The following is a 15,150-nucleotide window of genomic DNA, read 5'->3' as shown; positions in this document are numbered from 1 at the left end:
TTTAATATTTAATCCTCCACCGAAAACCTATACTCAATTCTATGCTCATATTTTTCTCCAGGATTTAGAATAGGGCTGGGGAAATTTTCATGATTGATCGCATTGGGCCAGTTTTGGGATTCTAAGCAAAATCCCCAGTGTTTTTGGTAGGTTTTTCCATCAGCTCCAGCAAAATTTTCAATGAAATTCCCGGTATAAAACTGCACTCCCATATTATCAGAATACATATCCATCACGCGCCCACTTGCAGGATGCTTAACGCGGACAAAATGCTTCATTTCATCTGATGGTTCTTGTTTCAAGATCATATTGTGATCAAAGCCCCCTCCATTGGCAGCGATCTGATCTCCAAGTTTTTTGGGTTCCCGAAAATCAAAGGGCGTACCTGTCACATCTTTGATTTCACCTGTAGGAATCAATCCTTCATCCACTGGAGTGTAATAATCCGCCCAAAACTGAAATTCATGATCCAACACATCTCCCTTAATTCCAGAAAGATTGAAGTAAGTATGATTGGTCAAATTAACAATAGTAGGTTGATCAGTAGTTGCCTCAAAACGGATACGGATTGTATTATCAGGTGTCAGTTCAATCCATTGGGTGGAAGTTAAAGTTCCTGGATATCCTTCTTCTCCATCAGGACTTATATAAGTCATTTTAACTCCCAAAATCGAATCATTGGTATACGGCTCAGCATCCCATACTTTTTTGTTAAATCCTTCTACACCACCATGCAGATGGTTTTCTCCATTATTGGTTGCCAAAGTATAAGTTTGCCCATTGAGAGTGAATTTTCCTTTCGCGATTCTGTTTGCTACTCTCCCGGCCGTAGCACCAAAGAAGGGATTAGGCTTGGTAAGGAACTCAGGAATTGAGTCAAAAGTCAATGCGGTATTTTCGAGATTACCGTCTTGATCAGGAACGAATATTTTTGAAATCAATCCTCCAAAGTTGGAGAGCTCTACACTCATGCTTCCATTATCTAAAGTGTATCGAAACACATCTTTTCCTTGCCATTCGGCTACTTTTTCAGCTTTGATCATTAATTCAAGTTCTTGGGTGATTGTTTCTTTTTGGGGTTGAGAATCGCAAGATGCGAATACCCATCCGAAAAATAGAGAGAAATAGAAGATGGATTTTTTCATATTGTCTGGGTGGTAAATATAGGTTTTTGAATTATTGTTAATTTAAAGTAAGACCTCTTTCAGCCACTTCGGAAAAGCTTCTTTATAACTGTTTGTTAGTCAGGAAAGGCGTTCTCTGTTCCATCTCGTTTTAGCACTGCCTACTGCCAACTGCCTACTGCCAACTGCCTCTGCCTACTTTTTCAGACTTCAGATTTCTCACTTCTCACCTTCCTAAGGCTTCCTTTCATGATTCTTCTCAATCCTATCCAATTCTGCCTGAAGCTTTTCTCCACTGATCCATTGCCCTCGGATCATTACTCCCAGAGGTTTTTGCATGGTGTTTAGGTCTTCCAGAGGGTTGTTTTGAACCATCACAAAATCAGCAGCCATTCCCTTTTTGATCATTCCCCAGTCATTTTCTTCTCCCATGTATTTTGCGGGTTCAACCGAGCCAGATTTTAAAATCTCATAGTTGGACATTCCCGCCTCTGACATCAGTCTAATTTCATGATGAATGGAGAAGCCCGGGACATTAAATACTTGTGGAGAATCCGAAGCCATAATCATTGGCACTCCTGACTGATGTAATTCCATAAATAACTTTCTCCTAAACTCGAGGTAAGGAGCTACAAACTCTTTATCTAACATCCCCGCTCTTTCCATTTGTTTTTTGGCATTAACCCACTGCTGTATCAGAAAACCAGGCAAATATTTCATTTCAGGCGCCTGACGGAATTCATCTGCCGGGATATAGCCAAAGTATCGATCAAAAAGAGTTAAAGTAGGTGCAATATAGGTTCCCTGATCCAAAGTCATCTGAATCAAGTTTGGCAATTTTTCCATCTGGACTTCTCCAACTAACTTCAGATTAAAAGGCCCGGAAGTGGCAGGATCAATTTCCAGATTATCTGGCAGAAGGCCTTCCATGTAGCCATCCATATGCTCTATGGATTTAAAGCCGCTTCCCAAAGCATTTTTTATCCCCACAGCGAGAGGAACGTGTCCTCCAAAAGGAATTCCTAATTCTTTGGCTGTTTTTGAAATTTCCCACATCTCATCCAGCTCCACTCCGGGGTGAATTTTTAAGTGATCATAACCGGCTTCTTTTTGCTCCCTCACCATCTTTGTCGCCTGCTGAGGACTAGTTACAGAATTGCCATTGAATGAGGGTCCTGAAATATACACTCTAGGCCCGGGCGTTTCTCCGGAATTTACTCTTGCTCTTAAATCAATATGGGAAGGATGACCAAGCATGCTGCGAATTCTCAATACCCCATTGGCAAGGTAAAGCCACATAGATTCCTCCTGAAGCTGAGTATTTCCGTCATTTTCAACAGGAAGATGGGCATGGAACTCCGCCAATCCCGGAAATATATAAGCGCCCTGTCCGTCTATCAGATTTTCGCTATACATCCTGGGAGTTTGTGCAGTGAGAGGAATAATCTGGTCAATTTTTCCATCTACTATGTATACTGCCTGATTTTTCAATACCTCTTTCCCATCCATACTCACGATGTGCACATTAGTCACCAAAGCTTTCTGGGAAAAGGCAAAAAAGGACAATAAACAAAAGGAAATCAGCAGCGATACTTTTATTGAATTCATAGCCATCGATATTAGGTTATCTTGAATTTCGTGTTTTATAAAGTGGAATGCAATCCGATCCTGTAAAAGCTTATTTGTCCAAATAACTCAAAGCTTCCTGCAACATCTCTTTAGGAGTTTGATCAATGGACAGTTTTAATCCATAGGCTGGCTCTTCCCAAGTGGCAAACTGAGAATCCAGCATTTCCGCCTTCATGTAATGGTTTTTCCTCGCCAGCATTCTAGCCCAGATCAAATCCCTATCTCCTTTCAGATGAATCCACTTCACAGATGAATCCACTCTCAAAATTTTCCGATAGCTTTCTCTCAGCGCAGAACAAGCCAAAACGCAACCACCACCAGCCTTGGACTCCGTAAGTTTGCTAGCCAAGGCTTCCAACCAAGGCTTTCTATCATTGTCATTGAGAGGAATGCCCTGACTCATTTTTGCAATATTTTCAGCTGGATGAAAATCATCCGCATCATAAAATGGCAAACTCAATTGGGCAGCAAGTGCAGAACCTAAGGTTGTTTTACCGGTACCTGACACACCGGTGACAATGATTAACATATAAGCTTTGTGATTTTTTATTCTTCAGTCCTAAAGATTAGCTAATTTGGGGAAGATGAAAAGCGGGACAACTTTTATTTCGGATCAATTTTACGCCAAACATGTCAGTGACCTACATTTCCGTCACTTACGCATGGCCAAAGCCTCCACATCTATTCAGGACTGTGCTGCCCAAATGGCAAAAGAGCAGGTTTCCTGCCTATTTGTAGGGGAATCGCCTCAGCAGATTCAAGGCTATGTCACCGACATTACCCTCAGGGATCAGGCTTTGGCAAAAGGCTTGGCTTTCGACACACCCATCAGTGAAATCATGGAACATACCATGGTTTCCATCCATCCTGAAGCCACTCTCGTCGAGGCGCTTTTATTAATGTTCCGCACCAAATCCCGCTATTTGTTAGTCAAGGAAAATGAGCAATACATAGGCTGGATTAGCAGAACCAAAATTCTTACTGAGCAAAGCCAGGGGCCCTTTATGTTTATCCAATCTGTAAAAGAAGCCAGACAGATCACTGAACTGAAGGACAAATGGCAGCGTATGCCGGAAATAATTCATCTCCTGCTCTCAAGAGGGATGAAAGCAGGAATAGTCAATCAAATCATCACCACTGTCGCAGACACTATTACGCAACGAGTCATCGAGCGGGTCATCAAAGAAATTGGAAGCCCTCCTGCCAAATTTGTCTTTTTCGTACTGGGAAGTGAAGGAAGAGGTGAGTTGACTCTGAAAACGGATCAGGATAATGCCATTATCTATGAGGATAAAGCGAATGAACAACGAGAAGCGGTTCGGGCCTATTTCTTGGTTTTTGCCACCCGGGTTTCTACAGCTTTAGATCAGATTGGTATCGCCTTTTGTGATGGTGAACTTATGGCCATGAACCCCAAGTGGACTCATTCCCTTTCTCATTGGAAAAGAAATTATGAAAGTTGGATCTCTGACGCCTCTCAGGAAACAGCCATGAACTATTCAACCTTTTTTGATTGCAGAGCCATTTTTGGAGAGGAAAGTTTATTAGTGGAATTGAAGGACTATATGGGAGAGCTGCTAGAAAAGGCTCCCGAGCGTTTTTTTATCAATTTAGGCTACAATGCACTTCAGTACGAACCGCCACTTACTTTCTTTAGAAATATTAAAACCGAAAAAATTGACGGTGAAAAGCAATTGAACCTAAAACAAACCATGCGTCCCATTGTGGATTTGGCGAGGGTTTTTGCACTCAAACATAAAATCCACGAAACCAACACAGTTAGAAGGATAGACTTGCTAAGGCAAAAAGGAGTATTCACCATGCCTGAAACCCAGGAATTAATCCATGCTTTCAATTACCTCATGTCTCTCCGCTTGGAAAATCAGGCAGGTTTGATTCTTGAGAAAAAGGAAAAACCTAAGAACTTTCTGACCCTTGACTCTTTAACTAAAGTTCAGTCAGTTACTCTCATAGAGATATTTAAAGTTATCAAGGATTTCCAGGCCAGAATCAAGTTTTCATTTACCCGAAGTCTATAAATTTCAACTCCTTCCGATACTTTTATAAATTTTTTATTAAAGTTGTTTTTTATTAGTGAAAGTTTTTTAAATTTGCTCAGACAAATAATTTAAAGCTCTGCAAAAGGTAAACAATAGTAAATTTTACTTTTAATTGATTTTCCAATTATTTTTTGGAATACAACCGATTGCTTATTTTAATTTATTTGGAATAGAAGAAATAAAAACCGATAATAAATCTTATAAACCCTTAACTGTCTAACCAGCATGCTCAGTAAGTACCCACTATCCGAAGTAGAGAAAAGCTTCTTGCAGGAATCAGGAGTAGAAAAAATTTCCACGCTGATTCCCTACTTGACGGTTGACAATTTTCCCAAATTAGGTTTGCTTACCGCCTGCCGGTTTTTGGAATGGGCGGCAGCCAATCCACAGGGTGTCATTAGCTTACCAACTGGAAAGACACCTGAATTTTTCATCAAATGGACTCAGTATTTGTTGGAAAACTGGGACAGCAAAAAAGGCAAAGACATTCGGGAAAAATATGGCATGGGAGCTACCAAAAAGCCTGTCTTAAAGGACTTGACTTTTGTACAGATAGATGAATTTTACCCTATTTCATCTTCCCAGCACAATTCCTTCTACGACTATGTAAACAAGTTTTACATTCAGGGATTTGGGCTTTCCAAGGAAAAAGCCATTCTCATCAACTCGGATGAAATCCCTTTAGCCAATGGTCTGAGCTATAAAGAAGTCTTTCCTGATCTGAAAGTAGACTTAAGCCTGAGATTTCGGGATCCTCAAAACGAACTGGAAAAAATTCAGCAGGAATCCATTTACAAAATCGACCAATGGTGCGGACAATATGAGCAAAGGATCAGAGACTTGGGTGGAATCGGGTTTTTCCTTGGCGGAATCGGACCGGATGGACACATCGCTTTCAACACCCGAGGTTCTCATATTTACTCAGTTACCCGATTGACTGAGACCAATTTTGAAACGCAAGCTGTAGCAGCCGGAGACTTGGGCGGCATTGAAGTGTCCGCCAACAGATTGGTGATAACTATCGGCTTGGATACTATCGTCTACAATCCAGAAGCGGTAGCGATAATTATCGCAGCCGGAGAGGCTAAAGCAGGAATAGTCCGGGACTCTCTTGAAACCCCGATGAATAATGTATTCCCTGCTACTGTCCTTCAAAAGTTGAAAAACGGGCGCTTTTACCTGACCAAAGGAGCGGCAGTCAAATTAACAGACTCTTTTGACAGCTATTATCAAAAGGGAGAATGGACTTTTGAAAAAACAGAAAGAGCAGTGATTGAGCTTTGCAAAAAGCTGAATAAATATGGACACAGGCTAAACTTGAGTGACCTGAAAGCAGATAAATACTGCAAGTTGATTCCTGATCTCTCTGAGGAAACAGTAAGCCTCGTGATGAAAAGTGTAGAGGATAAGCTGGCCAAAGGATTGGAACAGGAAAAAAACCAAACCTTGCTTCATACAGGACCACACCATGATGACATTTCATTGGGTATCCTTCCTCACATCACCAATCAATTGCATGAACCCAGCAATGAAGCCCATTTCTCTGTGCTGACTTCGGGCTTCACAGCTGTGACCAACACATTCGTTATTGACACGCTTCAACACACCAAAAAATTATTGGATGATAACAAAATCCAAATGGTGAATTATGAAGACTTTTTCGAGGTGGGATACAGTTTGAAAACAGACAAAGATGTCTACCACTTCCTGACAAATGTGGCTTCCGAAAATGCTGAGGCAAGAAAAAGAGGACTTTGTCACCGGGTCGTAAGAGCTTTGGTGATTATTTATGAAGTTAAAAACAAGGCTCAGCTCCGGGAAACTATCAATGATGTCATCAGTATTTTGAGAAAAAGTTATGACGGAGAAAAAAATCCATCCAAAATTCAAAAGCTGAAGGGCATGATTCGGGAATTCGAGGAAGAATTGGTCTGGGCTCACTTTGGTGTACAAGTTAAGAACGTTCATCACCTCAGACTGGGCTTTTATACCGGAGACATCTTTACCGAACAGCCTGATAAAACGCGGGACGTAGAACCGATCGTGGAATTATTCCGAAAAGTTAACCCTACGAAGATTAGTTTAACACTGGATCCTGAAGGTTCAGGTCCTGATACCCACTACAAAGTACTGCAGGCTACGGCAGCAGCAGTCAAAAAATGGGGAGAGGAAAAGGACCTCAGCGAATTGAGAATCATAGGCTACAGGAATGTTTGGTTTAAGTTTGAACCCCACGAAGCCAATGTCATCGTTCCGGTTTCCCTGGGAGACATGTCTGTGATGGAAGACTCCTTCACCAATTGCTATCTTTCACAGGTAAATGCTTCTTTCCCTAGCTATTCCCATAACGGAAAATTCAGCACTGTAGCCAAGCGTACCTGGGTGGGACAGCTCAATGATATTCAGTTATTGTTAGGGAAAAACTACTTCTACCTGCACGAGCGAGCCAAAGTTCGGGCTAGCCATGGTCTGATTTTCTTCAGAGATATGAATGTGGAAGAATTCCTGGCTACTGCGAGAGAACTGGAAAAATCAATTGAAGGAATGCTCTAAAAAGCATTTCTTCGCACCCGAGTACATCAAGCAATACAATTTGCTTTCAACCTATAAACCTATTTAATCACTATTTTAACTCGAGGAATGCAAAAGGCCATATTGGGATTGGATATTGGAGGCACCACTATCAAAGGTGGAGTGCTGATTAACGGACATTTGGAAGATATCCGCACTATCCCTACACCGGCCAAAGAAAGTCAGGAATTTATCCTTGAAACCATCGCCATTTTTATTGAATCCTATTTGCATCATGATTTGGAAGGTGTAGGCATAGGGATTCCGGGCTTGGTGGATGTAGAAAAAGGCATTGTGCTGGGACTGGCAAATATTCCGGCTTTTCAGCATGTGGAGCTTGGTAAATTTCTTACAGAAAGAATTGGCAAGCCCATATTCATCAATAATGACGCAAACTGTTTCGCTTTGGGCGTCCATAAGTTTGGCGTAGGGAAGAACTATAAAAATCTGGTAGGAATCACTCTAGGAACAGGCGTGGGAGGAGGTATTGTCATCAACGGACACTTGTATTCCGGAGTGAATTCAGCTGCCGGCGAATGGTGCAGCGCTCCTTATTTAGACCATAATTTCGAACACTATTGCAGTGGCAAATTCTTTCATAATTATTATCAGACCAAGCCTAAAGCTATGGCCAAAAAAGCCATGGCCGGGGATCCTGAAGCTATTCAGGCATTTGAAAAATTTGGGCATCACTTGGGAGAGTTGATCAAGCATATATTGTACGCTTTGGCTCCGGAAGCTATTGTGTTAGGAGGATCCATTCGGAAGACTTTTCCTTTATTTCAAAAATCCCTGTATCGCTCTTTGGAGAGCTTTGGATATCCTACCGTTTTGGAACATCTCAAAATCTTATTGTCCGAATTGGACGAGACAGCCATCCACGGTGCAGTAGCACTGGTGGACGTTGAACCTGAAATTGTGAATTCTTAAGAGATAAAGTTGGTTTAGTAAGTGAAAAAGGGCGGTTTCTGATAGGAATCGCTTTTTTTATTCTGATCGAAAGGCTTCCCAAAAGCCTGGCTTAAGCCTCTTGTTTCTATCAAAAAGCAAAGGGAAATTGGTTCTCCCTCTTACAGGCCAATTATTCAGCCAACTGCTGCCATCATGCATTCCCCAGAAAGTAACGCGACTGATTTTATCGGAATGCTTTCGAAAGAGCTGGAAAAGGGATTGATAGCACCTGACCAACTCTTCTTCTTTTTCGGGTGTAATTCCATCTTTAAAAGGATTCCAGCGCTCGGATTCTGAAAATGAAATCTCCAGATCAGCTCCGTCAAAATCACTGGGTCTTGGAAGGATGTCCACATCCAGTTCTGTTACCATCACATCAAAACCAGCTTCATGGATGTCCAGAATTGCCTGCTCTATTATGTCCAAGCTTGGAAAGTCCAATCGATAATGTCCCTGCATCCCTATTCCATCAATTCGCACTCCCTGTTTTCGAAGAGCTTGAGCCATTTCCAAAATCGCTTTGCGCTTTTCCGGTTTCCAGACATTGTAATCATTGTAATAAAGTTCTGCATTGGGGTCTATCTGATTTGCCTTTCGGAAAGCCTGTGCGATATAGTCCTCCCCCATCAATAAATACCAGGAGGTCTTTCTCCAAGTTCCATCATCCTCAAAAGCCTCATTGACCACATCCCAGGCATGGATATCCCCTTTGTATCTTCCCACTACGGTTTCTATATGATTCTCCAGTCGCTTTTGAAGTAATTCAGCATTTATCAATTGCCCCTCCTGATCCTGAAATACCCAATCAGGAACCTGCTGATGCCAGACCAGTGTATGCCCTACCAAAAAAGCATCCAGCTCCTTTCCTTTAGTCACAAAAGCATCCCCAAACTCAAAGGAATACCTATATTCTTCGGGATGCACCCTACTCCACTTAAGGCCATTCTCAGGAGTAAGAGAATTGAAATGCAAATGCAATAAGGAATCTGCTCCTTCTTCCTCTCCGGTGACCTGTCTGTCATTGACGGCTACACCAATTCTAAATTCCGAGGAAAATTCATCCTTTAAACTTTTCCGCTTAGGCTGCTGACAGGAGAAATTGAGAAGGATCAGTATTACCAAATAGGTTGGAAGTATAAATTTTTGAGAATAGGTTGCTAGCATGTTTTAAATTAGCAAGTCTACTTTAATATTCACTTTCCATTCATCCAATTATTCCTTCGTCTTTACAATCAAAGCAAAATAATTTACTCCATATGTCAGCTAATCATCTTCAAGTCGCTCTAGCCCAAATTGCTCCGATCTGGCTCAACAAGTTACAAACGCTGGAGTTGGTCAAATCCTGTATGACAGATGCTTCCAAAAAGAGAAGCGAATTGATCGTATTTGGAGAGGGATTGGTACCGGGCTATCCCTGGTGGCTTTCCATCACCCATGCTTCGGCTTGGGATGATCGCATGCAAAAAGAGATCTTTGCCCATTATGCCAGACAGGCAGTTCAAATAGAAAGTGGGGACTTAGAAGAAATTCAGGCATTGGCCAAGCAGCTTCAACTCGCCGTCTATTTGGGAATCATAGAAAGACCACAAGATAGGGGCGGACATAGTTTGTATTGTTCGCTGGTTTATATTGATGCACAAGGCCGGATCCAGTCCGTTCATCGGAAGCTACAACCCACTTACGATGAGCGACTGGCTTGGGCACCAGGTGATGGGCATGGGCTTCAGGTGCATTCTCTAAAAGATTTTACTGTAGGCGGACTCAACTGCTGGGAGAACTGGATGCCTCTAGCGAGAACAGCCTTGTACGGATTGGGTGAAAACCTGCATGTCGCAGTTTGGCCGGGAGCAGTCAGAAATACCGAGTTGATCACGAGAATGATAGCTCAGGAAGGAAGGTCATTTGTTATTTCGGTTTCCAGCTTGATGCGCCAATCTGATTTCCCCGCAGATACTCCTCATTTGGGGGAGATTCTTAAGAATTGTCCAGAAGTCTTAGCGAATGGCGGCAGCTGCATAGCCGGACCGGATGGAAAATGGGTTTTGGAGCCCAGGGCCGACTTCGAGGGACTCTTATTTGCCGAACTGGACTTTAACCGAGTGCTGGAAGAGCGACAGAATTTTGATCCTGTAGGACATTACTCAAGACCAGATATCTTAGAACTAAGCGTGAACAGGCAAAGGCAACATTCGGTAAAGGAAATGAACAAGGATTAATTTAGTGAGATTATCCGACAACAAACGACTGCAAACGACAACAAACGACTGCTATCGACTACTGTCGGATAATTACCGGCTATCCAGATAAAAAATATTTTTCTTGGCAAAAAAAAGCCATGAACAAGATTATAGTATTCAAACCCCAGGCAAAAGCCACCCAGATTCAAGTAATAATTGCAACACTAATAGTTTAAGGAAGGAAGCCTAGGCTTCCTTCCTTAGGCTGAATAATTAAATTAGTGTTGACATGCAAAAATTCAATCAGCTCAGCCTAGAGCAAAGATATCAAATCGAGGTTTTAAACAAAGAGGGATTCAGTCAAACTGCAATAGCCTGTCGGGTCGGCGTACACAAAAGTACCATCAGTAGGGAACTGAAAAGAAACACTGGGAAACGGGGACGTAGTGCAGGAAATTACTCAGCACGCATAGCAATGAACCGGGCTCAAGAACGCCATAAATACAAACCCAAACACAGACGGTTTACCGAGGTAATGAAGGAGCAGAGCAGAATCTGGCTGGAAGATGAAAAACTGAGTCCGGAACTGATTGCCGCCAGGTGGAGAGTCAATGGCCAACCGGGAGTGTCCCATGAGACCCTCTACCAATGGATCTGGCTGGCAAAAAAAAGTAACCATTGGCAGTTCAGGAAGGATAGAGGATTATACAAACATCTCAGACACGGTAAAAGAAAACGTAAAAGAGGTAATTACAGGGATTCCAGAGGACTGATCAAAGAAAGAGTTTCCATTGAAAAAAAGGCCTCCCGTAGTGGAGCAGAGGCAGCGGATCGGTGATATTGAAGTGGATCTGATGATGGGTAAAAACCATCAATCGGCACTTCTGGTACTGGTAGACCGGGCTACTTTAATCACCACGTTGGAAAAGTTAGAGGGTAAGAACGCCGATGTCATTGAACAGAAAATAACCAGAAGAATCGAACGGATTGGCGCCTCATTTTTTAAATCAATCACGTTCGATAATGACAAAGCCTTCGCAAACCACCATCGAATCAGGGATAAATTCAACCTGCCAACCTTTTTTACAAGGCCCTATACGTCTCAGGATAAAGGAACGGTGGAAAACAGAATTGGATTGATCAGGGCTTTTTTACCCAAAGGAACAGACCTGAATCAGTACTCGGTGGAACAAATTCAATCCATAGAATTAAAAATCAATAACAGACCCGTTAGAAAGTTTGATTACCTTAGTCCATTACAAAAACTCAAACAAAAATTAGGTGTTGCATTTATGAATTGAACACGGCCCAGCAGATTTAAAGTTTTTATCCCCTATGAATTAGGTAAAGAGCGGGAGGCATTCAAAAAGCTCAATACCAGCTTCTATCATGCTTCTCAGAAGCTCTGGAGTCTGGTGAATACTCCCGAGAATCTGCACCAAGTGAGGAAGCTATTCGGTGAAAAGCTTATTGAAGCGGATAGGGAAAATCAGGTACAGTCCCAACCTGTTTTTTCCCTTTCTGAGCGAAGCCAGGAAGCATTGGATCAGCTTCGTCAAAAACTCACCTTGAAGGCCTACAGTCCAGCTACTTTGGGGAATTATTCCACAGCCTTTGCCAAATTTTTGAGATTCTTTGAGCAAAGGGAGCTAACCTCGATTACCAAAGAGGAAATAGAAGGATTTATTTACAATCAGATCAACAAATACAAAATTTCAGAATCAGCTCAGAATAGTCTGATCAATGCGATCAAGGCTTACTATGAACACGTCTTGGGGAAACCCAGAGAATACTATGAAATCCAGCGCCCTAAGGCTTCGCAGACGCTTCCCAATATCTTAAGCAAGGAAGAAATCGCAAGAATAATTCAAGCCACATCCAATCTGAAACATAGAACGATCCTGCTTACCATTTACAGTGCAGGGCTCCGGATCAGCGAGGCAATTCGCCTTCGGATAAGGGATATCCACTCAGACGAAGGCTATCTTTTTATCAAGGGGTCTAAAAATAAAAAAGACCGAAAAACTGTCTTATCGCCTATTTTGCTTGGGGAATTGAGAAGGTACTACAGACAATACAAGCCTTCCTATTGGTTATTTGAAGGGCAGGAAGGAGGCCAATATTCGGTCAAAAGCATTCAGAATATTTTCAGGGCTGCAGTACAGAAAAGCGGAGCCAATCCATGGGCAACGGTTCATACACTTAGGCATAGCTTTGCAACCCATTTATTGCAGCAGGGGACCAATCTGAGGATGATCCAAGTTCTGCTGGGTCATGCCAGTAGCAAGACAACAGAGATCTATAGCCATGTTTTGGCCGTTTCCAACAAAAATGTAGTTTCTCCGCTTGATCAAATCACCGAATTGATTAATTTGACCTCAGAAACAGCCGGCAAATCCACTCCGCACATAACGGATATACACGAAACTGGGGAGGGGAGTTAGATTTATACGGATGTTGGCGGTCATTTTAGGACAAGACAACAGTCCAGCGAGACAAGAAAATTTGATAATATTAAAAAATAGAAGCGATGAAAAATCTGACTTTATCAATTATGACATTAGTGCTACTTTTTACAGGTTGTAGAAAAGATGACGACCTAACACCACAAAACGACTGTGAATTTATAGACTTTAAATACTATAACGGGACGCAAGACAATTTAGGCGAAATGTCCAATAACTACATTTTGGTTGGTGTTGACACTACTTATAGCGACAGTCAAATTCAAAATTTCATTTCAACTGTAAGCTATCTTGATCAAAACTACACTTATACAATTCACACGACAGGACAATACAAATTTAAAGAGATTCCAGTAAGACTTAAATCTTCCAAGAACTGCGGACAAATCGCCCACATAATTACCGAATTAGAAAAAAATGCAATTGTTTCTTATGCTCATTACACAATGAAAACAGACAACTGCACTAATTTAATTGGGGAGCAGATAGGTAATTTGTGCATAAACAGCTACGGAAGCAATTTTTCTGTAAAAGTATTTGATGAAAATGACTTGACAGACTTAAACCAAAAAATTGCAGAGACAAATACTGAATTAGTAAAGCAAAATGAGTTTATGCCAAAATGGTTTGAATTGAGAGCAACAAAAAACTCCAATGGAGATGCTTTAAAAATGGCAAACTATTTCTATGAAACAGGACTTTTTGAACACAGTGAACCCGGAATTTCTAAATATGCAGTGGAATGAAAAACGACCCGCCAGTCGAGTAGGTAAAGGGGAATTCCACCCCTAAACCTCTCACAGAACCGTACGTGAACCTCTCGATTCATACGGCTCTTATTATGCAGTCGGTTTATAGTCTATCAAGTTAGACTAACTTGTATCCCAGTTCCCAATGGTAGAACAGGTTTGGATAAGAGACCGTAACTTGTCTAAGCCATTTCACTGCTTTGACCTTGCTTCCTTTAAAGCTCTTGTACTTGTTCAGAATCCACCTGATCAATCGATGGTGCAGATAATAGAACACCGGTTTTAGACTTCTTCGGCTTATCTTCCCATAGTATTGAACCCACCCTCGTATCTTTGGATTTAGCAATATGGCCAGATCCTGAATACCCCTTTGGGTTTTGTTATGGAAATTGAGCTTTCGGAGTTCTCCGTTGATGCGCACTTTGGACTTTCGGCTCATCTTACAATCAAATTGCAGAAAGCTTCCCCCATTTCTTAATCTGTTTCTCATGGGCTGAAAACTAAAGCCCAGAAAGTCAAACTGTACAGGGTAATCATTCAGATTTCTGCCTTCCTTCTTACAGTAAACAATTTTCGTCTTTTCGGGATGGGCTCTCAAGCCGCATTTTTCTAAACGATCCTTCAAATCTGTAAGTGTTCTGACAGCTTCCTGATAGCTACTGCAATGGATAATAAGGTCATCAGCATACCGAACCATGATTACGGATGGATGGAATTTCTCCAGCCATTTATCAACACAATAATGCATGTAAAGATTGGCAAGAAGCGGGCTGATTACCCTCCCTGAGGAGTACCTTTTCCCGTGGATACTTTGACCGCACCATCCTCAAGTATGACTGGTGCTTCCAGCCACCTTTTGATGTACAGCAATACCCATTTCTCTGAAACGTGTCTTTCCAAAGCTTTCAACAAAAGCTCATGGTTCACATTTTCGAAGAACTCCTGTATATCCAAATCTATAACCCAGCTGTATCGACGTACATTCTGTTGTACGCTTTGGATTGCTGTGTGCGCATTTTTGTTCGGGCGGTATCCGTAGGAATTGTCCACAAATACTGATTCCAGCCTTGGTTCTAGGTACGTCTTTACTACCTGTTGGGCAATCCTGTCGCTTACAGTGGGAATTCCCAAAGGACGGGTCTTACCCCCTGCCTTGGGTATTGTTACCCGCTTTATCGCTGGTGCAAAGTAACTTCCAGAAGCCAGTCTGTTCCAGAGTTTGTACAGTTCTTTGGAACGTACCCTGTCAAATTCCGACAGGCTCTGCTGGTCAATCCCTGCACTACCTCCATTACTTTTTACCTTCTTGTAGGATTCCCAAACCATCTCTTTGGTAATTGGTACCGACTTTGTCTGTTCTTTAAAAATCATCCTTAACTAGTTAAGTTGTTCTTAAATTAAAACTGCATAATTGAAGCCCTTCG

The 15,150-nt window shown here is 41.9% G+C and carries 13 protein-coding genes and 1 pseudogene; 8 read left to right on the top strand and 6 right to left on the bottom strand.

What is annotated here, in order from left to right:
- Positions 1–8: 8 nt before the first annotated feature.
- The 3 genes from GYM62_RS01390 to GYM62_RS01380 form a co-directional block, all read right to left on the bottom strand.
- Entirely contained in the window at positions 9–1,145 is a 1,137-nt protein-coding gene (locus tag GYM62_RS01390) for an aldose epimerase family protein (RefSeq protein WP_219958012.1), read from the bottom strand.
- A 213-nt stretch (positions 1,146–1,358) separates the two neighbouring features.
- Complete coding sequence (locus GYM62_RS01385) at positions 1,359–2,732, bottom strand: amidohydrolase family protein (protein WP_219958011.1); 1,374 nt, start codon at positions 2,730–2,732, stop codon at positions 1,359–1,361.
- Positions 2,733–2,802: 70 nt separating this feature from the next.
- Positions 2,803–3,282, bottom strand: coding sequence for a gluconokinase (locus GYM62_RS01380; RefSeq protein WP_219958010.1), 480 nt, complete (start codon positions 3,280–3,282; stop codon positions 2,803–2,805).
- A 55-nt stretch (positions 3,283–3,337) separates the two neighbouring features.
- Here GYM62_RS01380 and GYM62_RS01375 point away from each other — a divergent pair, with 55 nt between their 5' ends.
- From GYM62_RS01375 to GYM62_RS01365, 3 genes are all read left to right on the top strand, one after another.
- Positions 3,338–4,792 carry a DUF294 nucleotidyltransferase-like domain-containing protein gene (locus GYM62_RS01375; RefSeq protein WP_219958009.1) on the top strand — a complete coding sequence of 485 codons (1,455 nt, stop codon included), beginning with the start codon at positions 3,338–3,340 and terminating at the stop codon, positions 4,790–4,792.
- Positions 4,793–5,038: 246 nt separating this feature from the next.
- Positions 5,039–7,366 carry a glucosamine-6-phosphate isomerase gene (locus GYM62_RS01370; RefSeq protein ID WP_219958008.1) on the top strand — a complete coding sequence of 776 codons (2,328 nt, stop codon included), beginning with the start codon at positions 5,039–5,041 and terminating at the stop codon, positions 7,364–7,366.
- Positions 7,367–7,453: 87 nt separating this feature from the next.
- The gene (locus GYM62_RS01365) at positions 7,454–8,314 is read left to right on the top strand and encodes an ROK family protein (protein ID WP_219958007.1); all 861 of its coding nucleotides are present in this window, start codon (positions 7,454–7,456) and stop codon (positions 8,312–8,314) included.
- A gap of 57 nt (positions 8,315–8,371) precedes the next feature.
- On the opposite strand, the gene GYM62_RS01360 is transcribed toward GYM62_RS01365, so the two are convergent.
- Positions 8,372–9,499 (bottom strand): endo-1,4-beta-xylanase, encoded by a 1,128-nt coding sequence (locus tag GYM62_RS01360; protein WP_219958006.1) that lies wholly within the window; start codon positions 9,497–9,499, stop codon positions 8,372–8,374.
- Positions 9,500–9,591: 92 nt separating this feature from the next.
- Between GYM62_RS01360 and GYM62_RS01355 the strand changes: the two genes are divergently transcribed.
- The 5 genes from GYM62_RS01355 to GYM62_RS01335 all read left to right on the top strand — a co-directional run bounded on the left by GYM62_RS01355 (position 9,592) and on the right by GYM62_RS01335 (position 13,723).
- Positions 9,592–10,551, top strand: a complete 960-nt coding sequence (locus GYM62_RS01355; protein WP_219958005.1) for a carbon-nitrogen hydrolase family protein — start codon at positions 9,592–9,594, stop codon at positions 10,549–10,551.
- A gap of 250 nt (positions 10,552–10,801) precedes the next feature.
- Positions 10,802–11,350 carry a helix-turn-helix domain-containing protein gene (locus tag GYM62_RS01350; RefSeq protein ID WP_219958004.1) on the top strand — a complete coding sequence of 183 codons (549 nt, stop codon included), beginning with the start codon at positions 10,802–10,804 and terminating at the stop codon, positions 11,348–11,350.
- Positions 11,325–11,813 (top strand): IS30 family transposase, encoded by a 489-nt coding sequence (locus GYM62_RS01345; protein WP_219958003.1) that lies wholly within the window; start codon positions 11,325–11,327, stop codon positions 11,811–11,813. The genes GYM62_RS01350 and GYM62_RS01345 overlap by 26 nt, the downstream gene beginning before the upstream one ends.
- 141 nt (positions 11,814–11,954) lie before the next feature.
- Positions 11,955–12,956: a site-specific integrase gene (locus GYM62_RS01340; protein ID WP_219958002.1), complete on the top strand. Its 1,002-nt coding sequence runs from the start codon at positions 11,955–11,957 to the stop codon at positions 12,954–12,956.
- A gap of 86 nt (positions 12,957–13,042) precedes the next feature.
- Complete coding sequence (locus GYM62_RS01335) at positions 13,043–13,723, top strand: hypothetical protein (RefSeq protein ID WP_219958001.1); 681 nt, start codon at positions 13,043–13,045, stop codon at positions 13,721–13,723.
- Positions 13,724–13,844: 121 nt separating this feature from the next.
- Here the strand turns inward: GYM62_RS01335 and GYM62_RS20950 are convergent, their stop codons facing one another.
- Positions 13,845–14,165: a group II intron maturase-specific domain-containing protein gene (locus GYM62_RS20950; protein WP_255590341.1), complete on the bottom strand. Its 321-nt coding sequence runs from the start codon at positions 14,163–14,165 to the stop codon at positions 13,845–13,847.
- Between the two features lie 120 nt (positions 14,166–14,285).
- Positions 14,286–15,052 (bottom strand): annotated as a pseudogene (gene ltrA, locus GYM62_RS20945) (group II intron reverse transcriptase/maturase); the annotation flags it as partial.
- Between the last annotated feature and the right edge of the window lie 98 nt (positions 15,053–15,150).

This window comes from Algoriphagus sp. NBT04N3, from assembly GCF_019443765.1.
Taxonomy (GTDB): Bacteria; Bacteroidota; Bacteroidia; order Cytophagales; family Cyclobacteriaceae; genus Algoriphagus; species Algoriphagus ornithinivorans.
Note: the sequence above shows the minus strand (reverse complement) of the source record. Positions and strands in the feature narration are given on the sequence as shown.

Coding starts and splice junctions, on each gene's coding strand:
- GYM62_RS01365 (WP_219958007.1), top strand. CDS start 7,454: ATGCAAAAGGCCATATTGGGATTGGATATTGGAGGCACCACTATCAAA.
- GYM62_RS01385 (WP_219958011.1), bottom strand. CDS start 2,732: ATGAATTCAATAAAAGTATCGCTGCTGATTTCCTTTTGTTTATTGTCC.
- GYM62_RS01360 (WP_219958006.1), bottom strand. CDS start 9,499: ATGCTAGCAACCTATTCTCAAAAATTTATACTTCCAACCTATTTGGTA.
- GYM62_RS01350 (WP_219958004.1), top strand. CDS start 10,802: ATGCAAAAATTCAATCAGCTCAGCCTAGAGCAAAGATATCAAATCGAG.
- GYM62_RS01380 (WP_219958010.1), bottom strand. CDS start 3,282: ATGTTAATCATTGTCACCGGTGTGTCAGGTACCGGTAAAACAACCTTA.
- GYM62_RS01375 (WP_219958009.1), top strand. CDS start 3,338: ATGAAAAGCGGGACAACTTTTATTTCGGATCAATTTTACGCCAAACAT.
- GYM62_RS01335 (WP_219958001.1), top strand. CDS start 13,043: ATGAAAAATCTGACTTTATCAATTATGACATTAGTGCTACTTTTTACA.
- GYM62_RS01355 (WP_219958005.1), top strand. CDS start 9,592: ATGTCAGCTAATCATCTTCAAGTCGCTCTAGCCCAAATTGCTCCGATC.
- GYM62_RS20950 (WP_255590341.1), bottom strand. CDS start 14,165: ATGAGCCGAAAGTCCAAAGTGCGCATCAACGGAGAACTCCGAAAGCTC.
- GYM62_RS01370 (WP_219958008.1), top strand. CDS start 5,039: ATGCTCAGTAAGTACCCACTATCCGAAGTAGAGAAAAGCTTCTTGCAG.
- GYM62_RS01390 (WP_219958012.1), bottom strand. CDS start 1,145: ATGAAAAAATCCATCTTCTATTTCTCTCTATTTTTCGGATGGGTATTC.